Raw genomic sequence first — 24293 nt, forward strand, 5'->3', positions numbered from 1 at the left:
GTAGGCTCAGCTCACAGCAAGCTCGGCATCACTACGTCGGTGATGATTCGCCGCGGCGGCAAATTGGCATCCTTGGTGTTGTAGTTGCCGGCCGTGCTTGCGACCACCAGATCGAGCCCCGGAAATACAGTCAGCCGCTGGCCGCCATTGCCGGCGGCGTTCCACAAGTGCTGGTTGGAGCGCGGCATGGTCGGCGTCTCCATGGTGAAATCCAGATTGTACCATTGGTAGCCGTATTTGCGCTCTTCCTCGATCGGCACCACGGGCGAGGTGCTGCGCGCGATCCATTCCGCCGGCACGACGGAACGGCCTTCCCAGACACCGCCGCGCAGCGTCAGTTCGCCGATCCTGGCAAGATCGCGCGGCGTCATACGGATACCAGACGCCGCGATCAGCTCGCCGCGATTGTCTGCGTGCCAGTCGGTCGGGCCGATCCCGAGCGGATCGAACAAGGCTTCGCGCGCATACGCGTGCAGCGATTTGCCCGTTCCCTTGGCGATCAGGCGTCCGAGCAGTGCGGTGGCGCCGCCATTATAGACCCAGCGCTGGCCGGGCTCCGTCACGATCGGCCGGTCGAGAATGTAGCGGTACCGATCCGGCGCCATGTCCATGGCGGTCTCGCTGTTGGCCGGATTGGTATAGGGCATCGATTCGTTCCAGTCGGTGCCCATCGTCATCGACAGCACATGATGCAACGTCCAGCGGCTTCGCGCAGGGTCGGCCGCAAGATCGGCGTATTCGGGAAACGACTGCATCAGGCGATCTTCCGGCGCCGGCACTTTGCCGGCGGCCAGCGCGATCCCGTACAACAGGCCGACGATGCTCTTGGACACCGAGCGCAGGTCGTGCAGCGTGTCCGGCTTGAACGAAACCACCCCCACCGGCCGGTTTCCCCTCGCGGTGTCATCACCCTCGAAATAGCGCTCGAACACCAGCCGACCGCGCCTCACCACGACGACGCCATGGAGATTCCATATCCGCTTGTCCGCGATTGCCTTGTCGAGGCGCGCCGGCAGATCATCATCGAAGCCGGCTTCGCGGAGCGAAATCGACTGCCAGGCGGCGGCCGCGGCCGAAACGGGTCCGGCCAGGGGGCCCATCAGTATCCCACCCGCACCGGCCAGAACCTGCCGGCGGTTGAACCTCGACACATTCACGATCCTGCCTCCCGCGGTTGGCGCGCGGCCGTCACAGGAATACAGCTTCATGTCCGACTTGTGACATCGTCGCCAAAGGGCTTCAACTTCCGTTGAGGTCGCCGATCTCCGGAAAGAACAGGTCTTTCCACGAGATCGGCTCGTTCCTGGTGGTGCCGACCTTGCGCATGAATTTGGCGAACTTCATCGTCGCCGCCGGCGTCATGGTCCATTCGACATTGGGACCGGTGACGACCTTCGTCACCATCTCGAGCGGCAGTTTGGAGCCGGAATCGTTGATCCAGCTTTGCGCCGTGCCCTTGGGATCTGCGGCGATGATCGAGGTGGCCTCCTTCACCGCGTCGAGGAAAGCGGCGTAGAGTTCGGGATTGTCCTTGCGGAACCGCGCCGAGGTCCATGCCACCGTGAACGTATGCGGCCCCAGCACGTCGAACGAGGTCAATATGGTCCGGATGTTCTTCTGCTCGAGTTGCTGGAACTGGAACGGCGGCACGCTGAAGGCCGAGGACACGCCGCCCGCGCCGCTCAACAGCGCGATGGTCGCATCCGGCGGTGACATCGACACCGTTAGCGGGTCAAGCTTGGCGTAGTTCGCCTCGCCAAAAGCTTCCGCCGCCGCCATCTGGAGCAGGACTGCCTGCACCGATACTTTGATCGAAGGCACCGCGATGCGATCGCGCTCGCTGAAATCCTTGATCGACTTGATGTCGGGATTGGCGGTGTTCAGCAGAAACGGCTGCGAGGAGAGCGCGCAGATGCCCTTGACCTCAAACGAGGTGCCTCTGGTCTTGTCCCACAGCGTGATCAGACCAGGCACGCCGCCGCTGACGATGTCGGTAGAGTTCGACAGCAACGCCTCGTTCATCGCCACCGGGCCGTTGAAGCGCTGCCAGGAGACCTTGAAGTCCTTCAGGCCGCGTTGCGAGGCGTATTTCTCGATGAGCCTGTCGCGCTTCATGACGTTGAATTGCAGGTAGCCCATCGAAAACTGTTCGGCGAGCCTGATTTCGGCCGCACCGGCCGTCGTCGTAGCACTGCAAATAGCGAACACGATCGCGGCAGCTGCCACCCAAGTGGTCCTCATGGTCGTCTCCCCGTCTTTTCATTTTTGTTGATCGGGAGACTAGCGCGCGAAAGGCGAGCGCGCCAATAGCACTGACAGCATGGCGGCCCTGCCGCTGTACAGCCATTGCTCTTGCGGCGCCTCGCCAAACTGAGCATCATCCGCGCCGCATCAAGAACAGACCGGGAGCAAGCCTTGGCCAAATCGCAATGGAGCTTCAAGACCGCCGTTGAATTGTCGGCAGCGCTCGCTGCAAAAAAGGTTTCCGCCGTCGAGCTGGCGCAGGACGCGATCGGCCGCATCGAACGGCACGATGCCAAGATCAACGCGATCTGCGTGCGCGATTTCGAGAGCGGCCTCGCCGCTGCGCGTGCCGCCGATGCGGAACTGGCGCGCGGCGTCAGCAAGCCGCTGCTCGGCATCCCCATGACGGTGAAGGAATCTTTCAATATCGCGGGCCTGCCGACGACCTGGGGCATCCCGGCACAGAAGGACTTCAAGCCAACCGAAGACGCGCTCCCCATATCGCGCGTCAAGGAAGCCGGCGGCGTCATCCTCGGCAAGACCAACGTGCCGCTCGCCCTCGCAGACTGGCAGAGCTACAACGACATCTACGGCACGACAAACAATCCGTTCGATCTCGGCCGCACGCCGGGCGGCTCGTCCGGCGGATCGTCGGCGGCGCTCGCGGCCGGCTATGGCGCACTGTCGCTCGGCTCCGACATCGGCGGCTCCTTGCGTGTGCCGGCGTTTCACTGCGGCATCTATGCGCACAAGCCGACCTTCGACCTCGTGGCCATGCGCGGCCACACGCCGCCGCCCTTGCCGCCGCTGCCGTCCAACCGCGACCTTTCCGTGATCGGGCCGATGGCGCGCGGCGCGGCCGATCTCTCGCTATTGCTCGATGTGATGGCCGGCCCCGATCCGCTCGACGCCGGCAAGGGTTACAGACTGGAGCTACCAGCGGCGCGCCACACCGCGCTGAAGGATTTCCGCGTGCTGCTGATCGATACCGATCCGCTGATGCCGACGGACAAGGTCGTGCGCGGGACGCTGGAAACACTTGCCGCCAATCTTGCCAAGGCCGGCGTCAAGGTCGAGCGCCAAAGCCGGCTGTTGCCGGACTTCGCCGCATCATCCCGGCTCTATATGCGGATGCTGCTGTCGTTCCTCTCAGCATCCTATGCGCCCGAGATTTATGCCGGCGCGCAGGCCGCCGCAGCGTCACTTCCGGCCGACGACATCAGTCTCGGCGCCGAACGGCTGCGCGGCATCGCGCTCAGCCATCGCGACTGGCTGATGGCGGACGGCGGGCGCGTTCGCCTGCGCGCGCAATGGCGCGAGCTGTTCAGGACGTTTGACGCCGTGATCTGCCCGATCATGCCGACACCGGCCTATCCGCACGATCACTCGGCCGACCAGGAACAACGCCGCATCAGGATCGACGGCAAGGATTACGTCTATCCGGATCAACTCGCCTGGCCCGGCATCGCCACCCTGCCCGGCCTGCCCTCCACCGCGATCCCGACCGGCTTCGCGCCGGACGGATTGCCGATCGGCGTGCAGATCGTCGGCCCCTGGCTGGAAGACCGCACGCCGCTAAAACTCGCCGAACTGATCGAGCGCGAATTCGGCGGGTTCAAGCCGCCGCCGATGCTGGATGATTGAGCTGGAAACTTACCTGCAACGTCATTGCATGTGGTGCGAAGCGACCGATAATCGCTCCAACAAGCCGAAGGGAAAGCCATGAGCAACGACATCGAAGAACTCACCGCGCTGAACCGCGACTACGTCGCCTCGGTGCAGAATTGCGACGTCAAACGCTTCGACGAGATTCTGGCGCAGGAGTTCTACTGCTCCAATCCCGACAAATCGCTGGTCGACCGATCAGGCTTTCTCAAGCAGACCGCCGTGCCGGTGACGATCCGGAATCTGCGGGCCGACGACGTCAAAATCCGCGTGCTCGGCGACTTCGCCATCATCCACGCCGCGACGCGTTATACGACGGCGGATGGGCAGGAAGCCCATGGGCGATATACCGATTGCTGGGCGAAGCAGAATGGGAAATGGCTCGCGGTGTCCGCGCATGTGTCGCGGTGAACACCAGCCGTCGTCCCGGCCTTGAGCTCAGATGCGCAATTGCGCATCGGGGGACCCATAACCACCAGCGGCGATTGCTTTTGCACGCTGGTCGTTATCTTCCTTGTTTAGCCACGTCGGCCGCGGCGTATGGGTCCCGGCCTTCGCCGGGACGACGCATAGGTGAAGTTCGCAACACGCGCAGTTTACTCACGCATCGAACATGATCACGCTGCGCACGGTCTTGCCCGCCTTCATCGCCGCAAAACCCTCGTTGATTTCGGACAGTTTCAGTTTGGCCGAAATCCAGTCTTCCAGATGCAGCTTGCCGCGCATGTAGAATTCGACCAGGCGGGGCATGTCGACGCGGAAATGGTTGGAGCCCATCGAGGAGCCCTGGATCCTGCGCTCGCGCAGGAAGTCGAAGCCGTGCAGCTCGATCTTCTGGCCGAACGGTATCATGCCGACGATGGTCGCGGTGCCGCCGGCGGCCAGCATCGCGAACGACTGCTCCGCGGTCTCCTTGCGGCCCAGCACTTCGAAGGAATGGTTGACGCCGCCCTTGGTGAGTTCGCGCACCTGCTGCACGACGTCGCCGTTGCGGGGATCGACGATGTCGGTGGCGCCGAGTTTGGTCGCAAGCTGCAGCTTGGCGGGATTGGTGTCGATCGCGATGATGCGGCCGGCGCCGGCGATCGCAGCGCCGTTAATCGCGGCCATGCCGACGCCGCCGCAGCCGATCACCGCGACCGTTTCGCCGGCGGTGACTTTGGCCGTGTTCACGACCGCGCCGTAACCGGTGATGACGCCGCAACCGATCAGCGCGGCCAGTTCGAGCGGCATATCGTTGCGGATTTTGACGATGGCGTTTTCGTGCACCAGCATCTGCTCGGCGAACGACGACAGATTAAGGAACTGGTTGAGTTTCTCCGAGCGCGCCCAGGACAGCCGGTTGGACACGCCCGGCAGCATTTTTACCGTCGTGTCGGTGCAGAGCACGGTGCGTCCGGTGGTGCAATTGTCGCAGGTGCCGCAGAACACCGACAGGCAGGTCACGACGTGATCGCCGGGTTTCACATAGGTGACGTCGGAGCCGACTTTTTCCACCACGCCGGCCGATTCATGACCAAGCACCGCAGGCAGCGGATGCGGATAAAGCCCTTCCATGAAATGCAAATCAGAGTGACAGAGGCCGGCGACGCGGGTGCGGATCAGGACTTCGCGCGGGCCGGGATTCGGCACGCTGACATCCTCGATCACGAGCGGTTGATTGACTTCATGCAGAACGGCGGCCTTCATCGGGTACTCCCTTGATTGTTTTTCTTGAATATCAGCGTGGTCGGAAGCCTACGCTGCGGTGAGCAATTCGCCAACCTCGGCCATGCCCACCGCGCGTTCGCCGAGCAGGTGCTCCGTGATCGCACGCTGCGTGGCATTTTCCGCCAAGCGGAACGGATCAGACGCGGCCACCCGGTGATCGATCACCATGCGCGAGAGCAGCAGCCGCTTCGCATCGCCGCGCATCTCATGGATGCGGCCGCCCTCCCATGCCAAGGCCACGGCGCTGGCGACATGATAAAGCAGGCTGGTCGCACGCCGCGCATCGCCTTCGTTATCCGACTTGCTGGCGACCTCGCGCGCAAAGCCGATAGCGCGGTCGGTCAATTCGCGCAGGCGGTTGCGCCAGGCCTGCGGCACATTGGCGCTGTCATCGAGGCGGGCGTGCAGATCGGCGGCGAGCGCCGCATCGGCGCCGTGGCGGCCGACCGCGCGTTTCAGCGCATCGATCGCGACGATATTGCCGGTGCCTTCCCAGATCGAGCCGAGATGCGCGTCGCGCAACAGCCGCGCGGTCGCGAATTCCTCGATGTAGCCGATGCCGCCGCGCATCTCGAGCGCATCACCGCAGACCTTGCGGGCATCGCGGGTGGCGCGGAATTTTAAGGTCGGCGTCAGGATGCGCAGCAACGCCGCGGCATCCTGGCTGCCGGCCTCGGCGCGGTCGAGCGCGTCAGCGGTGAGGAAGCTCATCGACAGCGCCTGTTCGGTCGGCAGCATGATCTTCATCAATTGCCGCCGCGCCAGCGGCAGGTCGATGATGCGCTGGCCAAACACCACGCGATTTCGCGCCACCGTCATCGCGTCATGGCACGCGCGCCGCATCAGCGCGGTGGATTTGACGCCATTGGAAAGCCTGGACGAATTGACCATCTCGGCCATCTGCACAAACCCCCGATCGAGTTTGCCGACGGCATACGCGATCGCGCCCTCCAGCTTGATCTCACCCGAGGCCATCGAACGGGTGCCGAGCTTGTCCTTCAGGCGAACGATCCGGTAGTGATTTTGTGATCCGTCCTCGAGCCGCCGCGGCATCAGAAACAGACCGACGCCGCGCGTACCCGGCCCCGCGCCTTCCGGGCGCGCCAGCAGCATCACCACTTCGGCGTCGGCATTGGAGCAGAACCATTTCTCGCCATGCAGCCGCCAGTGATCGCCCTCCTGCACGGCCGTCGTGGTCAGCGTGCCGACGTCGGAACCACCCTCCTTCTCGGTCATGAACTGACCACCCTGGGTCAGCTTGCTCATGTCGGTTTGCGTCAGGCCGTCGAGATATCGCGCCTTCAAGGCCTCGCTGCCGAAATTATTCAACAGCTTGGCGCAGCCGTCGGTGACGTTGATCGGACAGCCCAGCCCGAACTCGGCCTGATTGAACAGGAACGTAAAGGCGTGCTTGGCGACGACAGGATATTTGTCCGGCCATCCCATGATGCCCTTGCGGATCGACAGCGCGTGAATGCCGAACTCGCCGAACGCAGCCTTCTCCAACTCGCGATAGGCCGGATGATATTCGATATACTGGGAATCGCGGCCAAAACGGTCGCGCTGGTGCAGCACCGGCGTGTGGCGATCGGCGAGCCGCGCGCATTCGTCGAGGTGCCCACCGGCCAGTTCGCCAAGCCGGTCGAGATGCGGTTCGATGTGGCGGAACAATGCCTCCGGCAAATGCAGCCGCAGCAGATCCGTCAGCGCCGGATCGGCCCGGTAGAAATTCATCCCCGAGGTATCAGGCGCAAGCAATCCTGGCTTGTCGGCCGGAGCCGTGCTGCGATCATGCGTGAGGGGTTGCTGCATTTTTATCTCTTGTTCGTTCCGCCCGATATTGATCATCTACCGATAACGCAGGCGATCAAGCCGTCAACAAGCATAATTGGAGGGTCACCCCATGGGGGACGGATATCAGCCTCGCCATGACCCGGCGGGTTGTCTGGCGGAATTACGCCCCTAAATACCTGTTCCCGGTCATTTCTGGAGAGCCGCCATGCCGACCCCGCCAACCTACAAGACCGCCCTGATCGTCGGCGCCGGCGAGGGATTGAGCGCATCGCTGGCGCGGCTCTTCGCGCGCGAAAAAATCCGCGTCGCGCTGGCCGCCCGCAAAATCGAAAAACTCGGCGCGCTGTGCACCGAAACCGGCGCCCGCGCCTATGCCTGCGACGCCACCAACGCCGACGACGTCGAACGGCTGTTCGGTCAGGTCGAGCGCGAGATCGCTACGCCTGATCTCGTTGTCTATAACGCCAGCGGGCGGGCGCGCGGCCCCTTCACCGACCTGGTGCCGGCCGACGTCGCCAACGCGATCGCGGTCAGCGCCTTCGGCGGTTTCCTGGTGGCGCAGCAGGCGGCGTTGCGCATGCTGCCCAACAAGCACGGCGCGATCCTGTTCACCGGCGCCTCCGCCAGCGTCAAGGGCTATCCGCAGTCAGCCCCGTTCGCGATGGGCAAGTTCGCACTGCGCGGCCTTGCCCAGAGCATGGCGCGTGAACTATCGCCGCAAGGCATTCACGTCGCGCATTTCGTCATCGACGGCGGCATCCGCAGCGCCGCCCGCACCGAGCCCGCCGATCGGCCGGATTCGATGCTCGATCCTGACGCCATTGCCTCGAGCTACTGGAACGTGCTGCAGCAGCCGCGCAGCGCCTGGACCTGGGAGCTGGAATTGCGGCCGTGGGTCGAGAAGTTTTAGCACACCGTCATTCCGGAGCGATGCGAAGCATCGAATCCGGAATCTCGAGATTCCGGGTCTGGTGCTTACGCACCATCCCGGAATGACGAACAAGAAGAAATACTGGGGGAAACATGACCGAAATCACCGTCGACACCGGCACCAATGAATTGCTCTGCGTGATCCGCGACCGCGTCGCCATCATCACGCTGAACCGACCCGAGGCGCGCAACGCGATGTCGGATAATCTGACGCCGGCGCTGCGCAACATGATCAAGACCTGCGGCGAGAATCCGGAAGTCGGCGCGCTGCTGCTCACCGGCGCCGGCACGGCATTTTGCGCCGGCGGCAACGTCAAGGGCATGGGCGCCAATCGCGACAAGAAGAAGCTCGAAATGTCGCATGACGAAAGAGTCGCCGATCTGCAGGAACGGCAACGCCTGCTGACCGGCGCCTTGGTCTCGGTGCGCAAGCCGACCATTGCGGCCTTGCCCGGCCCCGCAGTCGGCGCCGGGCTTGCCCTCGCGATGGCCTGCGACATCCGTATCGCCGCACAATCGGCCTTCCTTTCCACCGGGTATCTCAAGGTGGGCCTGAGCGGCGACTATGGCATCGCCTGGCTGTTGACCCGGCTGGTTGGCACCGCGCGGGCGCGCGAATTGATGTTCACCTGCGAACGGGTCGACGCCGCCAGGTGCGAGACGATCGGCCTCGTCAACCGCGTGGTCCCGGACGACAAGCTTCAGGCCGAAGCCTTTGCGCTCGCCAAATCGATCGCAGAAGGTCCGACGATCGCGATCCGCTATATGAAGGACAATCTCGACGAAGCCCTGATGTTCGATTTCGCCACCGCGCGCGACCATGAAGCCGAACGCATGATCCGCACCCAGGTGACAGCGGATCACAAGGAGGCGGTGCAAGCCTTCATCGAAAAGCGCAAGCCGGTGTTCAGGGGCGGCTGAGAACTTAGCTTATCGGGTTTTCGTCAAACAGCCGCGCCACCATCACCGAATCCAGGTAGGCGCGCACGCGCACGATTCTGTCGTTCTTGAAATAGCAGACCCAGCAATAATGGTTGTCAAAGCGAAATCCGTTCCTGGCGGTCGCTTCCGAATGTAGTTCCACAATCGCGACATCGTCATTCACGATCAGATTGTCGACGTGCAATTGCGCGCCGTGGGGCAACACCTTGCCGAGCTTCGCAAAGGTCCCGGCAATGAAATCGGCCTTTGATGCGTAGTGGCCGGCGAGCGGATGCGTGCCCATCACGATCCAGTCGACATCGTCAGCGACATGGCCAAAGAATACTGCGCCATCGCCATGCTCGAGGCCGGCAAAGATCTTCCGCACGAATTCAGCATCGACTGACATGCGCCGCCCTCCGCTCGGTGGGGCAAGGCTAAACGGGGCCGGCGCGATTTTCAATCGATAGCCGCGAGCCCTCGCCAACGTTTTGTCATCTTTGCATTCGCGCGTGGCGCGGCGGACGCACTGGCCGCCCCCGCGAAATCGACGAAGGCGCGCAGAGCTGGCGGCGGCTCGGATAATACAGGAAGAAGCCGGGATAGGCGGGACACCAGAAGGAGCTCGCGGCCTGGCGCGAGGTTTCGACTTCGACCTACTGGACTGAAGAGGCTGCGTAAATGTTGCTGAACCCGCAGGCATAAAAATAGCCCGGTTCTGGTCAGCCAGAACCGGGCTTAGTTTCGTCAAACCGCAACCGAGGACATAGTGGCCTGGCGGGAGAGGGCGGCGAGCCGCCAGCTTGCACAGGGGATGTCTTGCGGTTCGACGTCGATATGCTTTTCGAAGCGCACCAGCTTCCAGTCGCCGGGGGTCGGCATGAAGGCGTAGCCGGATTTGCGGGCGAGGCCGATCATGGCCTCATTGGAACGCAGCGTATCGCCGAACAAACGGTCAGCGCCGAATGAGGCGGCGCGGCATTCGAGATTTTTCAACAGCGCCTTGCCGATGCCGTGGCCCTGCCAGCGGTCGTCGATCGACATGCCGAATTCGATGCTGCCGTCCTCGAACGCGTAACGGGCTTCGCCAACGATGATCTCATGGCCATCGACCAGCATGCTCGCGACCACGCTGAAGCGGTCGGCTTCGCCGATATGGATGAAATCCTCGAGCACCGACGGCGGCAGTTCACGCGTGGCGCCGAGGAAGCGGTTGTAGCGGGAGCGGATGGTCAGCGCGCGGAAATAGCTTTGCAATGCCTCGGCATCGCGCGGCTCGACGAAACGCACGGTCAGGGCCTCGCCGCTGCGCGCGCGCAGCAGGTCCGAATATTGCTTGAGATCGTCGAAACGCATTGTCGTCATCGCACGCTCCCATTGCTCCCGAAAAAATGGCCGGCGTCCCCCTGATGAGGCGACGCCGGCATGGCTGCGTTTTATGCCCGCCAGAATGGTTTTGAGGCTTCGTAGATGGCATCGCCGTGGGAAACGCCGATGTCGTGGAGTTCCCGGTCGGACCAGTTGGCCAGTTCCCGGCGAGCCGCGGAGCGCTGCCGCCAGACATGGAACAGTTCGGCAACCTGGCTGAAAAGGCTCTGTCCATGATGATTTATCATCGATTCATGCGTGAAAGTAGACATTTGAAGCTCCTATCTCTAATCTGTTGACGCTAATATCTGCGCTCCCAAGGCCTTTCACAAACGACACTTTGTACCGCTTCGGATGATAAAAACTCATATATTGAGGGAATGCCGGAGATGACCGCCAGGCTGCCGTCGCTGAATGGGTTGCGCGCCTTCGAGGCGGCCGCCCGGCATCTGAGTTTCACGCAGGCGGCGGCCGAGCTGAACGTCACGCAGACCGCGATCAGCCATCAGATCAAGCGGCTGGAAGAAGAGCTCGGCGTCCGCCTGTTCGTGCGCCAGAACCGGGCGCTGACGCTGACGCCGCAGGCGGTGGATTACCTGCCCGGCATCCGCGCTGCCTTCAACGACCTGCGGCTCGCCACCGATCGGCTGCTGCGCAAGGACGACGACCATGTGCTGACGGTTTCGACGCTGGCCTCGCTCGCCGCCAAATGGCTGCTGCCGCGCCTTTCCGCGTTCCAGGAAGCGCATCCCGGGATCGATGTGCGTATCACCACCTCGACCAATCTGGTCGACTTCCAGCGCGACAATGTCGATGCCGCGATCCGCTACGGCCGCGGCCAATGGGCGGGATTGCGCGCCGACTGGCTGATGGCGGACGAGCTTTTCCCGGTATGCAGCCCGGACCTCTTGAAGGGCAGCAAGCCGCTGAAATGCCCGGAAGACCTCCGCGACCACGTGCTGCTGCACACCAGCAATTTCAACAGCGACGACTGGCGGCTGTGGCTGACAGCGGCCGGCCTGCCGGCGGACTTTTCCAAGCAGCCGGGCGTGACCTTCGACCTCATCTTCATGACGGTGCAGGCCGCCATCGACGGCCTCGGCGTCGCGATGGGCCGCACCGCCTATGTCGAGGAGGACATCGCCAAGGGCCGCCTCGTCGTGCCCTTCAAGATCACGCTGCCGACCGATGCCGGGTTCTATCTGGTCTCGCCCGCGGGACGAACGGACCCGCCGAAACTGTCGGCGTTCCGGCAATGGCTGATTGCCTCGGTACAGAACAAGCCCTGAAAGGCCGACATTCCGCGTTCTCAGGGCACCTCCGCCGTTTTGCGGGTTGTCGCCACGCCTCACTGTGCCAAATTGTCGCATCAAGCAGGCTAACTGTCTCGGTGAACGAGACTTTTTGCGCCGGCGGCAACACAGCAGGGAGACGGCGTCATGGCGCAGGCAAGTGATGCGGAAATACCGCAAATCAAATCGCGTATCGGCGCCATCCTGCGCGCGACCAGCGGCAATTTCCTCGAGCAATTCGATTTCTTCCTGTTCGGATTTTACGCCAGCGCAATCGCGAAGGCGTTCTTTCCTGCTCAGAACGAAACGGCGGCGCTGCTGAATGCGTTCGGGGTGTTCTGGCTCGGCGCGCTGATGCGCCCGGTCGGCGCCATCGTGCTCGGCTCCTATATCGACCGCATCGGCCGGCGCCGGGGGTTGATCGTGACGCTCGGGATCATGGCGATCGGGACGGTCGTGATCGCCTTCTGTCCGGGGTTTGAGACGATCGGCATCGCCGCTCCCGTCATCGTGCTGCTTGGCCGGCTGCTGCAGGGATTTTCCGCCGGCGTCGAACTCGGCGGTGTCTCGGTCTACCTGGCGGAGATTGCCACCCCCGGCAACAGGGGCTTCTACACCTCGTTTCAATCTTCCAGCCAGCAGGTCGCCATTTTTGTTGCCGCGATCCTCGGCTATGTGCTGAGCGAGGTGATGCCGGCAGAAACGGTTGCGGCGTGGGGCTGGCGCATTCCATTCTTCATCGGCTGCCTCATCATTCCCTTCATTTTCGTGCTGCGGCGGACGCTCGAAGAGACGCCCGCCTTCCTCGCCATGAAGACGCATCCGACCGCATCGGAAGTGTTCGCGTCCGCGGTGGCAAACTGGCGCATCGTCATTCTCGGCATGATGATGGCGGTGCTGACCACCACGACCTTCTACTTCGTCACCGTCTACACGCCGACCTTCGGCAAGACCGTGCTGAAGCTGTCCACGCCGGACGCGCTCCTCGTGACCCTGCTGGTAGCCGTGGCCAATTTCATCTGGAATCCGGTCGGCGGCGCGCTGTCCGACCGGATCGGGCGCAAGCCGGTATTGCTGGCGATTGCATGCCTGTCGCTGGTGACCGCCTATCCGGCGCTGCACTGGCTGATCGCGGCGCCCACCTTCGGCAAGATGCTGGCCGTCGAAATGATGTTCTCGTTCTATTTCGGCGTTTACAGCGGCACCATGCTGGGCGCGCTGGTCGAGGTGGTGCCGGCGAACGTCCGGACCACCTGTTTCTCGCTGGCCTTTGCGCTCGCCGCAGGCCTGTTCGGGACGTTTACGCCATTTGCGTCGACCTGGCTGATCGGTCACACCGGCGACAAGGCATCCCCCGCCTACTGGCTGATGTGCGCCGCGGCGCTGGGCATCATCGCAGCGCTCGCCATCTATCGCGACGGAGAAACGATCGCGGCCCGCGACGCCGTTCCCGCCTAGAGCATTGCAGGGATGCGCCGGGCAATGCACTGCCCCGGCGGCGCGTCGGCTCCGACGGTTCATTCCACGATGCGCGCCGTATCCGACATTGTCGCATGTCGCGCGTCCGCCAATTTGATTTCCATGCAAACAACGATAACAAGAGCGCATGGTGGATTTGAAACGCAGGTTCGATGTTCTGGTGATCGGCGGCGGCAACGCTGCGCTGTGCGCCGCGATCAGCGCCCGCAGGGCCGGCGCCTCGGTGCTGGTGCTGGAGGGCGCGCCGAAATTCTATCGCGGCGGCAATACCCGGCACACCCGCAACATGCGTTGCGCCCATGACGCGGCGACCGACATTCTCACCGGGCCCTACACCGAAGAGGAATTCTGGCAGGATCTGTTGCTGGTGACCGGCGGCGAGACCGACGAAGAACTGGCAAAATTCATGATCCGGGAGTCCAAGGACATCCTGAACTGGATCGTCGAACAGGGTGTGCGCTGGCAGCCGTCGCTCGGCGGCACGCTCAGCCTCGGCCGCACCAATTCGTTCTTCCTCGGCGGCGGCCGCGCCATGCTGAACGCGCTGTATCTGACCGCCGAACAGCTCGGCGTCCAGATCATCTATGACGCCGAGGTCGCCGACCTCCACATCGAGGACGGCATGTTCCTGGCAGCTCACCTGAAGCAGCCGATCGATGGGGCCACCGAAATCCGCGCCTCGGCGCTGGTCGCCGCCGCCGGCGGGTTTGAGGCCAACATCGAATGGCTCAAGGAATATTGGGGCGAGGCCGCCGACAACTTTCTCATTCGCGGCACGCCCTATAATCGCGGCTCGATCCTGAAAATGCTGCTGGCCAAGGGTGTGCAGGACATCGGCGATCCCACCCAATGCCATGCGGTCGCAATCGACGCCCGGGCGCCGAAATTCGACGGCGGCATCATCACGCGGCACGACTCGGTCGTGTTCGGCATCGTGGTCAACAAGCACGCGCAGCGCTTCTACGACGAGGGCGAAGACATCTGGCCGAAGCGCTACGCGATCTGGGGCCGGCTGGTGGCGGCCCAGCCCGACCAGATCGCCTACATCATTTTCGATTCGGCCGTGGTCACGAGCTTCATGCCGACGCTGTTCCCGCCGATCGCGGGCGGCACCATCGCCGAGCTCGCGGGAAAACTCGAACTCGACCCGGTGGCGCTGGAAAAGACCATCACCGATTTCAACGCCGCGGTGCAGCCCGGCACGTTCGACCACACCATCCTGGATGATTGCCGCACCGAAGGCATCATGCCGCAAAAAACGCATTGGGCGCGCAAGATCGAGGCCGCGCCGTACCTGGCCTATCCGGTGCGGCCCGGCATTACGTTTACCTATCTCGGCACCCGCGTGAACAAGCAGTCGCGCATGGTGATGAAGGACGGAAAGCCTTCCGCCAACATGTTCGCCGCCGGCGAGATCATGGCCGGCAACGTGCTCGGCAAGGGCTACGCCGCCGGCATCGGCATGACCATCGGCAGCGTGTTCGGACGGGTGGCGGGACGGGAAGCGGCGAAGAATGCCAAGAACTAACAGCCGCCAGGATTCATGGGAGGTTTGATGTCGCGATTTGCTTTTCTTTCCATTGCAGCTGTCCTGATGACGGGCGCGGCCAATGCCGCCGAGCCGATCGCGTTGCGCGACATGGGCTCGTTCCATGTCGGCGGACGGCTGGTCGAAATCTCCGGCAAGCCGGTGAAGGAAGTGACGTTCACGCCGGGCGGCGTGCCCGCAAAGGTCGATCCGAACGGCACCTACCAGGTCGAGCAGATGTACGTGCAGTATTTTCTGCCCGCCGTTGAGAAGGGCGCCTATCCGCTGCTGATGTGGCATGGCGGCGGCCTCACAGGGGTCACCTATGAGACCACGCCGGACGGACGCGAAGGCTGGCTGAACTATTTTCTGCGCAAGGGCTGGGCCGTCTACAATTCCGACGCCGTCGAGCGCGGCCGCGCCGGCTGGGCGCAATATCCCGACATCTTCAAGAGCGAGCCGGTCTTCCTCACCACGGCCAATCCGTTCGAGCGCTTTCGCATCGGCGACGGCGCCGGTTCCTACGATGCCGATCCGACCAAACGCAAGCTGTTGCCGGGCAATCAGTTTCCGAACGACGGCTATGAGAATTTCGTCAAGCAGAACGTGCCGCGCTGGACCACCACTGATGATGCGATCATTGCCGCCTATATCGCCGAGATCGACCGCGTCGGCCCCTCCATCATCCTGTTCCACAGCCAGGCCGGCAGCTTCGGCTTCAAGGTGGCGCAGGCGCGCCCCGACAAGGTCAAGGCGCTGATCGCGATCGAGCCCGCCGGTGTCGGCGATCCCGCCAAGGTCGAAAGCTTGAAGAACATCCCGACGCTGATGGTCTATGGCGACTATATCGAGCAGGACTCGCGCTGGCCGAAGATCCGCGCCACCGGCGTCGCCTTTGCCGAAAGCCTCAAGGCCGCCGGCGGCAGCGTCGATGTCGTCGACCTGCCGAAGGCCGGCATCAAGGGCAATTCCCACATGGTGATGATGGACAAGAACAACGCCGAGGTCGCGGCCCTGATCCAGAAATGGCTCGAGGGCAAGGGCCTGACCAAGTAACAGACACGTTTGGGAAGAGAGCGCCGCGCGATGCACGGAACGAGAATTCTGGAGGAGGCGGACCGCCTGATGACGGTCTGCAATTCCTGCCGCTATTGCGAGGGGCTCTGCGCGGTATTTCCGGCGATGGAGATGCGCCGCGCGTTTTCCGACGGCGACCTCAATTATCTCGCCAATCTCTGCCACGGCTGCGGCGCGTGCTACACCGATTGCCAGTTCTCGCCGCCGCATGAGTTCAACGTCAATGTGCCGCAGACGCTTGCCGTCGCGCGAAACGAATCCTACGCCGCCTATGTGTGGCCCCGCGCCTTTTCCGGCGCCTTCGCGCGCAACGGCCTCGTGATCAGCATCGTTGCGGCGCTCAGCGTCGCCGCCTTCATCTTCGGCTTTGCCGCCTTCCACGACCGGCAAGTGCTGTTCGGCGTCCACACCGGGCCGGGCGCGTTCTACAAATTGATGCCGCACAATGCGATGGCGGCGCTGTTCGGCGCCGCCTTCCTCTATGCGATCGTGGCGCTTTTCATGGGCGTGCGCGCGTTCTGGCGCGATATCGGCGAGCCCGTCGGCATGCGCGCCGATGCGGGCTCGATTTGGCAGGCGATCCGCGACGCCGGCGAGTTGCGTTATCTCGATGGCGGCGGCGTCGGCTGCTTCAACGAGGATGATCGCCCGACCGACCGCCGCAAGATCTATCACCACCTCACCTTCTACGGTTTTGGACTGTGCTTTGCCTCGACCAGTGTCGCGACGCTCTATCATTATTTTCTGGCGCGTCAGGCGCCTTACCCGTGGTGGGACCTGCCTGTCGTGCTGGGCACGCTTGGCGGCATTGGGCTGTTGATTGGACCCGTGGGACTGCTCCTCGAAAAATGGAAGCGCGATCCTGTGCTGGTCGATGAAAAACGCCTCGGCATGGATGTCGCGTTCATCGTGATGCTGTTCCTGACCAGCCTGACCGGCATGGCGCTCTTGTTCTTGCGCGCAACACCGGCGATGGGACCGCTACTGGCGCTGCATCTCGGCGTGGTGTTCTCGCTGTTCGTCACCATGCCCTATGGCAAATTTGTGCACGGCATTTATCGCTTCGTCGCCCTGGTGCGTTATGCGCGGGAGCGGCGGATGATGGGGCATGTTTAGCTGCCAATGCGTTTCCTAGTCCTCTCCACTCGTCGTCCCGGCCTTGAGCCGGGACCCATACTCCGCGGCGATCCTTGTTAAGGAAGGTATCTGACGCCAGCGCTCTCATCGAAGGGGCGCGGCGTATGGGTCCCGGATCGCGTTCGCTGCGCTCACTTGTCCGGGACGACGAAAATTATTCTCGCGGCGCAATACGCCCGAAGTTTTGCAAATCGTTTCGCCCCATAAGAAAGAGGGCGCAGGGAAGACCGGGTGCGCGCTGCACCCGCGGTCCCGTGTGCGGTTTGCACAAAAAAGGCTGCACACGAGCATACAGGGCAGCGGAGAACACCCGGCCTTCCCTGCGCAATGGCTTTACGGCTTATGCCGTGATCTCCCCGGAGACGAGTTCTTGGTTGACTCCGTCGCCGCCGTTCAGCTCTCGCCTACCCGACAGCTTGACGCCTGCAACGGGCGCCAGGACCACACGGTTTTGCCGTACGCTTATCCACGCCGTCGTCTCAGCGTAAACAAGCGTCCACCGCAACCCGTCCAACGTCCGTGACGACGGCCGACGCCCTTCTGGCCAGGACGGGATGGGAGAATATATGCCCCTGATTTTGGTTCTGGTAAACAGAAATATTTTTTATTCTGGGGCTTGACACGACTTCTGTAAATCAGAAGCGATTTGCGGTCTGACAACGCCGATCCGGTTCCATTCATGAAGCATTAGGATATTTGCTGATTCTGCCTACCTTTTTACCTCCCATTCAGAAAATGGCCGTAAGAGCAACGGCGCAAGAGATGGCTTCGGCTCTCTCGCGTGGTGCGCCCGAGGTCGCGAATGGCCGAGGAGCAGCCTATCAAGCTGACAAAGATCAGCGGCCGCTCAAACTCTCCCATTTGCTCCCCAAGGATCCATCGTGCCTGTTCAGGATTTCCTCAGCCAGCGAGCGGTGAATGTCATCGTCGGCGGCAGCTACACGCTGCCGAACTGGTATGACCCGCAGGGCAAGCTTCGCACCTTCGCCTGCCGCACCACGCGCGTGTCGCCGTACCGCATGATTGTCGAGGTGCCCGTGGTCGGCAAGATCGGCGACCGCCTGACGTCGTATTTCCGCGACTTCGGAAGATTCGAGGGCAGCATCAGCGACACGATGAATCGCAGTTTCATGCTCGAGCTGGAGATGACGCGCGAGCGGCGCGAAAGACTCTCTGATATGCTGACCTGGCTGGAGAAGAAGCAGAAAAATCCGGCGATGCTGGAGCTGCGAAAGAATGCGCGCTTCGTGCCGCCCAATCCGCATTCCACGCTGACCCTGGCGGATAGTTCGATCCACCCCTGCTTCATTATCGATTGCTCGGTCACGGGCGTTGCGGTGTCGACCGCCGTGCAGCCGCCCGTCGGCATGCCGCTCGCGGTCGGCGCATGCGTCGGGCGCGTCGTGCGGCTGTTGCCCAACGGCATCGCGGTCAAGTTCGTCGAGCAGCAGACGGTTCGCGATCTCGAGCGGCTGGTTGCGCGAACTGTTCCAGCCGCGGCAAAAACTGTTGCCGCCTTGCCCGAGCCGGTGGCGGCCTTGAACGCGGTGATGGCTTGATTGGCGAGCTTCGGTCCGCAAAAAGCGGAACACCAGCCTCCCCACACTGATATGTAGTGCGCAAGGGGCTTGCTTCAAGACCCCGGTCATCCCGTAGAACGCCTGCCGACGCCAACAGCTACGGAGGGACGACATGGGTGCGGCAAAGACGGAGCATGCGGTGGTGATCGCCGGGGGCGGCCCCACAGGGCTGATGCTGGCGGGCGAATTGGCGTTGGCTTGTATCGACGTTGCCATCGTCGAGCGGCGGGCCAGCCAGGAACTGGCGGGCTCACGCGCCGGCGGCCTGCATTCGCGCACCATCGAGATCCTCGATCAGCGTGGCATCGCCGACCGGTTCCTCTCGGAGGGACAGACGTTCGGGGTCGTGCACTTCCACGTTCCGCTCGATATCAGCGACTTTCCCACCCGGCACAATTACGGGCTCGGGCTGTGGCAGAACCATATCGAGCGCATCCTGGCCGAGTGGGCCCTTGAGCTGAAGGTGCCGATCTATCGCGGAACGGAGGTGACGGGTTTCGCACAGGACGACAGCGGCGTGGACGTCGCGCTGTCCGACGGGGCAGCGTTGCGCGCGAAATATCTCGTCGGGTGCGACGGAGGACGCAGCCTGATCCGCAAAGCCGCCGGCATCGCATTCCCCGGATCGGATCCGACCGTCAGCAATCTGATCGCCGAGGTCGAGGTGGCCGAGCAGCCGAAACTGGGCATCCACCGCAATGAGTTTGGCGCCCATGGCTTCAGCAAGTTGAACTACGAGATCCGCGACGGCGAAATTGTCTACCTGGATGGGGGACCGCTACGGGTCATGGTGACCGAGCGGAACGTCGGGTCCGGCGAACCGACGTTGAGCGATCTCAGCGAGGCGCTGATCGGAATCTTCGGGACCGATTACGGAATCCACAGTCCGACCTGGATTTCGAGATTCACCGACATGACCCGGCAGGCCGCGTCCTACCGCGACAGACGGGTGCTGCTGGCCGGCGACGCCGCCCACGTGCATTATCCGACAGGCGGACAGGGCCTCAACCTCGGTGTGCAGGATGCGGTGAACCTCGGCTGGAAGCTGGCGCAAGTGGTCAAGCAGACGGCGCCGGAAAGTCTGCTCGACACCTACCATGCCGAACGGCACCCGGTCGCGGCCCTCGCGTTGCGCAACACGATGGCGCAAGTAGCACTGCTGCGCACCGACGACCGCACCAAAGCCTTGGGCGAGGCCGTGTCCGAGCTGATGCGCATGGACGAGCCGCGCAAGCGGTTCGCCGCTGACATGTCCGGTTTCGGCATTCGTTACGACTTTGGCGAAGGGCATAAGCTGCTCGGACGCCGCATGCCCGATCTCGACCTGATCACCGAAGGCAGCCCGCTGCGGGTGTTCACCCTGCTACACGATGCCCGGCCGGTGCTGCTCAATCTTGCCGAGCCCGGCAGCCTCGACATCACACCGTGGGCGGATCGGGTCCAATTGATCGACGCCAAGTATGATGGCGCGTGGGAGCTTCCGGCACTCGGCGCGGTCACCGCTCCCGACGCCGTATTAATTCGGCCCGATGGATATGTGGCCTGGGTGGGAAATTCAACGCAGACGGGACTCGCCGACGCGCTGACCAACTGGTTCGGACCGCCTGCCGCGGCGTAGCCGCATACCCGATCTTTCAGGTTAGTAGCGACGATAGCCCCGATGATATCCATAACCGCGACGTACATACGGGCGGCGGACGACGTAGGCTCCTCGCCGATACACGGGCGCCGTGCGAACGCAGCCGCGTGCTCCGCAGACCACTGCAACACGTTCGACATTCGAAGGCTGGAGCTGTCCCAAGGGGGCGAGCGGAATAGCCGAAGCGGTTCCGGTCGAAAGCGCAGCGCCGGCTAAGGTGGCCAGTGCGAGAAGTGCGAATTTGAGCTTCATCTGGTTTTCTCCCTTTGAGTATATAGTCCACAGCAGCGCATCGGTTCCTCTGCGAACGAAGGCTGAGTGCGAAATGCGGCGGACAGTTGGCCGGCTTTGAATATAAACGACGGTGTCTGCCGCGCCGCCCTGGGCGATCAGGGCGCCAGCAGGATTTCGAGCATCAGCTAAATGGCATGGTTGACCCAGGTCGCGCAGCCATCAGTCTCAATGGCCCGTCCCGGGTTCGATCTTGCCGTCGAAAATTTCCGGGTTGGGTGGCCCTTCAACATGCAACATGCCGACCAGGCCGCGCTCGGCGCGCGACAGAGCATGATCAACCAGCATATAGTTGCCGGGAACCTCGACCTTGAATTCCGTGATGACTGCACCACCCGCTGGAACGGTGACGGTCTGCACGCCGCGCAATGGCTCGCTTAGCAAGCCGCCGAGATTGTAGACTCGGTCGAAAATTTCACCGATGACGTGGAAGGAGGACGTGTAGTTGGGTCCGCCGACGCCGAAATAGATTCGAACGGTTTCACCGACCTTGGCCTCCAGCGGATGCAATTTTGAAAGCGCCCCCACCGAACCGTTGAAAACGAAATATTCCGGCCGCTCGTTCAGCAATTTTTCAACACTGAATTCCTGACTGCCGCGATGGCCGAACGGCGCCTCAGTATAGATCTCGCCCTGCATAACGTAGAACTCGCGATCCACCGCCGGCAGTCCGCCTTCGGGCTCGACCAGCATGAGACCATACATCCCGTTGGCGATATGATGGGCCACCATTGGCGTGGCGCAGTGGTAGACATACAGTCCCGGAATAAGCGCTTTGAATTTGAATGATTTCTCCGCCCCGGGATCGACCTGTGTGGAAGCGGCTCCGCCCCCGGGTCCGGTGGTCGCATGGAAGTCGACCGAATGAACCATCGTACTGTCAGCGGAATTCTTGACGCGCACATCCACGGTGTCTCCGACGCGGACGCGCAGCATCGGCCCGGGAACGCGGCCGTTGAACGTCCAATAGCCGAACGTAGTCCCTTCCGCGAGGCGGCCTTCGAGTTCGACTGCGTTGAGTTCGACTTGCACTGTTTGCGGCGGACGTTGGCCGACAGGCGGTGGAACCTCGGTCGATTTCCTCGAGATGTCGGCTTCGACCAGCACCTGATCGGGCGGAAGCGGCGTGACGACGAGTTGTCCGCGCATGCCCGCCAACTCGTGCCCTGGAACGCTACACAGGTAGGTGAAATCTCCGGCGCGCGTGGCGCGGAACGCGAACGCTGTGCTTGCGCCCGGGCTAAATATACGTGACGACCTTGCATTCTGTTCCGGAAATACGATGTCGTGCTCGGCCCCTTCTCCGTTGATCAGGATGATCTGCACCGTCTGTCCCTCCGCGGCTGAAAGAAGCGGATTGACTTGTCCGTCGATGGTGCCGCCGACGCCAAGATAGACCATCCGTCCTTCTGCAATGCCGGTACGCAGTGTGTAGCGGGCCTCCGGCAAATAAACAGAAGCGCGCGGTTCGCCCGGGGCTGACGGTTGCACCGGCGCAGCCGCCGGCGAGGGCGAACGCTGCGCAACAACCGGCGCGCCGGTCGGAGACGCGGCCGCAACCAGATAGGCGATCACATCCTTGCGCTCGTTCACGGTCTTCAATCCCGCGAACGGCATTTTGTTCTGCGGAACCAGCTTTGATGGATCAAGCAGATAGGCGTCGAGTGTCGCGGCGTCCCAAATCAAATTGGCAGCCTTCATCGCAGGCGAATAATTGTAGTTGGGCACCTCGCCGGACTTCTTGCCAATGATGCCGGCGAGGCTCGGGCCAAGGGCGTTCTTGCCGACCTCCAGCGAGTGGCAGGCTTGGCATTTTCTGTAGACCTGGCGGCCGGTCGCCGCATCGCCGTCGACGGCTGTCCCGCCAGCCAGTGTTGGGGGTGGCGTGGGAGTAACGGGTTGCGTCGGAGGAGCGTTCGTCGCAGCAGCCCTGAGCGCGGGAGCGCTCGACGGCTGCGTTGGTGCGTGGCCATGCATCTGGTGTGCCGTCGGTCCGGACGACGCCGGGGGGCGGCTTGGCGTCGCCGGGTCCGCTGGTGCTGGGACCACGGCTGAACTTTGTGGCGCCGCTGCGGAATTCCTGGAAGCAACTGAAGACGCCTGCGGCTGAGAACTGGCGGCGGTGGGCGCGACCGCCAGCGATTCCGGCGGTGTCGATGAGAAAGAAGCTGCGTACAAGATTCCGCCAAGAGCAATACAAAGTGCGGTTATAAGGATGGACCATTCGCGGAGTTTCGCAAGTATCGTTGCCTGCATATGCGATCTCCGTCTGAGCTAAAGATAAGAAAACCCGGTCAAGCAACGACTTCCAAACCACCCTGCTTTTCGACCTCAACGAGATCCGCGCGGGCGCTCAATACCGGTCAAGAGATTCTGGACGAGGAGCACAATGCTTCCATGGCGGAAGCGTTACTGCGCTGTCACCAACGGCTGCCGTGACTGGGGCGATGGTGGAAGCAGCATGCGCTTCCGGATCCGATGTGGCTGGTCAATATTGACCACTATTCAAAACAAACGAGGAGATGGCCCAACTTGAGGAAATGGGGTCATCATATGGGAGGCCCGGATATGGGAGGCCCGGCGACCGGTGGTCGGATTATCTTGTCAGCTTCCATCGTCAGCGGACATCCCCTCAAGCGATGGTTTACGGCGGCCGCGTACAAGAACCCACCATTCCGGACGGCAGCATTGATAGGAACTGCGGCCGTGCGTAAAGTTGCGTCAACGCCTGTGCCCGGCTGCGTTGCCGTGTTCGCCATGCCGGGCGCTTGAACAACTCTCGGAGGAAAATCCGTTGCGCCCAAATCCATTGAAGCCACGGCTCGCGGCGGGGGGCTGTGCGTTCGGAACGATGACGTTCGAGTTCTTCACGCCCGGCTATCCTTCGATCTGCCGCGAGGCCGGCGCCGAATTCATCCTCTATGACATGGAGCATTCGGGCGTCGGCTTCGAGACAATGAAGGCGCAGTTCGCATTCTGCCGCGGGCTCGATCTGGTGCCTCTCGTGCGCGTTCCCTCCGGCGACTATCATCACATCGCTCGCGCACTCGACATCGGTGCGATGGGCATCATGGTGCCGATGGTCGAAACATCTGAGCAGGCCAGGGCGATCGTTGGTTGCACGAAATATCCGCCCGTTGGGCGTCGCGGCGCCGCGTTCAATGTCGCGGCGCATGACGACTATGCCGGCGGAGCCGAGACCGACAAGATTGCCGAGGCAAACGCACGCACGATGGTGATCGCGCTGGTGGAGACCGCCAAGGGCATCGAGAACGTCGATGCGATCGCCGCGGTCGACGGCGTCGACGTGGTCTGGCTCGGCCACTACGATCTGACGAACTTCATGGGCATCCCGGGGCAGTTCGACAATCCGAAATTCCACAGCGCTGTCGATAGACTGGTCGAAGCCTGCCAGAAACACGGCAAGACGCCGGGCTTCCTCGCCGGCGACGAGAAGTGGGCGCGCGATTTCCGCGCCAAAGGCTTTCGCATGATCGCCTACGGCGTAGATGCGCTGTTGATGCAGCGCGCGCTCGCCGACGGCATCAAGCTGCTGCAGGGGACGTTGAGGCCATAGCGGCAAGGGCGACGGTTCGGGACGGTTCGCCGCAGCTCGACGAACTCCGCCAATTTCGGTG

Annotated in this window: 20 protein-coding genes; 12 read left to right on the forward strand and 8 right to left on the reverse strand. The window is 62.7% G+C overall.

Features of this window, described 5'->3' with window-relative positions:
- Positions 1-11 precede the first annotated feature (11 nt).
- Positions 12-1157 (reverse strand): serine hydrolase, encoded by a 1146-nt coding sequence (locus JQ600_RS07460; RefSeq protein ID WP_212390104.1) that lies wholly within the window; start codon positions 1155-1157, stop codon positions 12-14.
- An 82-nt stretch (positions 1158-1239) separates the two neighbouring features.
- A complete protein-coding gene (locus JQ600_RS07465; protein WP_212390103.1) occupies positions 1240-2241 on the reverse strand; it encodes an ABC transporter substrate-binding protein in 1002 nt (333 codons plus the stop codon).
- Positions 2242-2415: 174 nt separating this feature from the next.
- Between JQ600_RS07465 and JQ600_RS07470 the strand changes: the two genes are divergently transcribed.
- Both JQ600_RS07470 and JQ600_RS07475 read left to right on the forward strand, forming a co-directional pair.
- Positions 2416-3888 (forward strand): amidase, encoded by a 1473-nt coding sequence (locus JQ600_RS07470; RefSeq protein WP_212390102.1) that lies wholly within the window; start codon positions 2416-2418, stop codon positions 3886-3888.
- Positions 3889-3966: 78 nt separating this feature from the next.
- Complete coding sequence (locus JQ600_RS07475; RefSeq protein ID WP_212269725.1) at positions 3967-4320, forward strand: nuclear transport factor 2 family protein; 354 nt, start codon at positions 3967-3969, stop codon at positions 4318-4320.
- A 189-nt stretch (positions 4321-4509) separates the two neighbouring features.
- On the opposite strand, the gene JQ600_RS07480 is transcribed toward JQ600_RS07475, so the two are convergent.
- Together JQ600_RS07480 and JQ600_RS07485 are read right to left on the reverse strand one after the other, a co-directional pair.
- On the reverse strand, positions 4510-5598 hold the full coding sequence (locus JQ600_RS07480; RefSeq protein ID WP_212269724.1) for a Zn-dependent alcohol dehydrogenase: 1089 nt from the start codon (positions 5596-5598) through the stop codon (positions 4510-4512).
- Positions 5599-5646: 48 nt separating this feature from the next.
- Positions 5647-7431, reverse strand: coding sequence for an acyl-CoA dehydrogenase family protein (locus tag JQ600_RS07485; RefSeq protein WP_212390101.1), 1785 nt, complete (start codon positions 7429-7431; stop codon positions 5647-5649).
- A 187-nt stretch (positions 7432-7618) separates the two neighbouring features.
- Here JQ600_RS07485 and JQ600_RS07490 point away from each other — a divergent pair, with 187 nt between their 5' ends.
- The gene (locus JQ600_RS07490; protein WP_212269722.1) at positions 7619-8323 is read left to right on the forward strand and encodes an SDR family NAD(P)-dependent oxidoreductase; all 705 of its coding nucleotides are present in this window, start codon (positions 7619-7621) and stop codon (positions 8321-8323) included.
- A gap of 113 nt (positions 8324-8436) precedes the next feature.
- A complete protein-coding gene (locus JQ600_RS07495; RefSeq protein ID WP_212037827.1) occupies positions 8437-9264 on the forward strand; it encodes an enoyl-CoA hydratase in 828 nt (275 codons plus the stop codon).
- Positions 9265-9268: 4 nt separating this feature from the next.
- Here the strand turns inward: JQ600_RS07495 and JQ600_RS07500 are convergent, their stop codons facing one another.
- From JQ600_RS07500 to JQ600_RS07510, 3 genes are all read right to left on the reverse strand, one after another.
- Positions 9269-9673: a nuclear transport factor 2 family protein gene (locus JQ600_RS07500; protein WP_212489762.1), complete on the reverse strand. Its 405-nt coding sequence runs from the start codon at positions 9671-9673 to the stop codon at positions 9269-9271.
- A gap of 338 nt (positions 9674-10011) precedes the next feature.
- On the reverse strand, positions 10012-10629 hold the full coding sequence (locus JQ600_RS07505) for a GNAT family N-acetyltransferase (protein WP_212269719.1): 618 nt from the start codon (positions 10627-10629) through the stop codon (positions 10012-10014).
- A gap of 71 nt (positions 10630-10700) precedes the next feature.
- Positions 10701-10904, reverse strand: a complete 204-nt coding sequence (locus JQ600_RS07510) for a DUF1127 domain-containing protein (protein ID WP_212206051.1) — start codon at positions 10902-10904, stop codon at positions 10701-10703.
- A gap of 117 nt (positions 10905-11021) precedes the next feature.
- Between JQ600_RS07510 and JQ600_RS07515 the strand changes: the two genes are divergently transcribed.
- The 7 genes from JQ600_RS07515 to JQ600_RS07545 all read left to right on the forward strand — a co-directional run bounded on the left by JQ600_RS07515 (position 11022) and on the right by JQ600_RS07545 (position 20343).
- Positions 11022-11921 (forward strand): transcriptional regulator GcvA, encoded by a 900-nt coding sequence (locus JQ600_RS07515; RefSeq protein WP_212390099.1) that lies wholly within the window; start codon positions 11022-11024, stop codon positions 11919-11921.
- A 150-nt stretch (positions 11922-12071) separates the two neighbouring features.
- A complete protein-coding gene (locus JQ600_RS07520) occupies positions 12072-13382 on the forward strand; it encodes an MFS transporter (protein WP_212390098.1) in 1311 nt (436 codons plus the stop codon).
- Between the two features lie 148 nt (positions 13383-13530).
- Positions 13531-14931 carry an FAD-dependent tricarballylate dehydrogenase TcuA gene (gene tcuA, locus JQ600_RS07525; RefSeq protein WP_212390097.1) on the forward strand — a complete coding sequence of 467 codons (1401 nt, stop codon included), beginning with the start codon at positions 13531-13533 and terminating at the stop codon, positions 14929-14931.
- A 27-nt stretch (positions 14932-14958) separates the two neighbouring features.
- The gene (locus JQ600_RS07530; RefSeq protein WP_212390096.1) at positions 14959-15987 is read left to right on the forward strand and encodes an esterase; all 1029 of its coding nucleotides are present in this window, start codon (positions 14959-14961) and stop codon (positions 15985-15987) included.
- Positions 15988-16017: 30 nt separating this feature from the next.
- On the forward strand, positions 16018-17124 hold the full coding sequence (gene tcuB / locus JQ600_RS07535; protein ID WP_212390095.1) for a tricarballylate utilization 4Fe-4S protein TcuB: 1107 nt from the start codon (positions 16018-16020) through the stop codon (positions 17122-17124).
- A 902-nt stretch (positions 17125-18026) separates the two neighbouring features.
- Entirely contained in the window at positions 18027-18704 is a 678-nt protein-coding gene (locus tag JQ600_RS07540) for a PilZ domain-containing protein (RefSeq protein ID WP_212391729.1), read from the forward strand.
- Between the two features lie 133 nt (positions 18705-18837).
- Positions 18838-20343 carry an FAD-dependent monooxygenase gene (locus tag JQ600_RS07545; protein ID WP_212391730.1) on the forward strand — a complete coding sequence of 502 codons (1506 nt, stop codon included), beginning with the start codon at positions 18838-18840 and terminating at the stop codon, positions 20341-20343.
- A gap of 480 nt (positions 20344-20823) precedes the next feature.
- Here the strand turns inward: JQ600_RS07545 and nirK are convergent, their stop codons facing one another.
- Positions 20824-22632, reverse strand: coding sequence for a copper-containing nitrite reductase (gene nirK / locus JQ600_RS07550; RefSeq protein ID WP_249135732.1), 1809 nt, complete (start codon positions 22630-22632; stop codon positions 20824-20826).
- An 874-nt stretch (positions 22633-23506) separates the two neighbouring features.
- Between nirK and JQ600_RS07555 the strand changes: the two genes are divergently transcribed.
- The gene (locus JQ600_RS07555; RefSeq protein WP_212391732.1) at positions 23507-24232 is read left to right on the forward strand and encodes an HpcH/HpaI aldolase/citrate lyase family protein; all 726 of its coding nucleotides are present in this window, start codon (positions 23507-23509) and stop codon (positions 24230-24232) included.
- The last annotated feature ends 61 nt before the right edge of the window (positions 24233-24293 follow it).

It is taken from the genome of Bradyrhizobium sp. AUGA SZCCT0176 (assembly GCF_018130145.1).
Classification (GTDB): Bacteria; Pseudomonadota; Alphaproteobacteria; order Rhizobiales; family Xanthobacteraceae; genus Bradyrhizobium.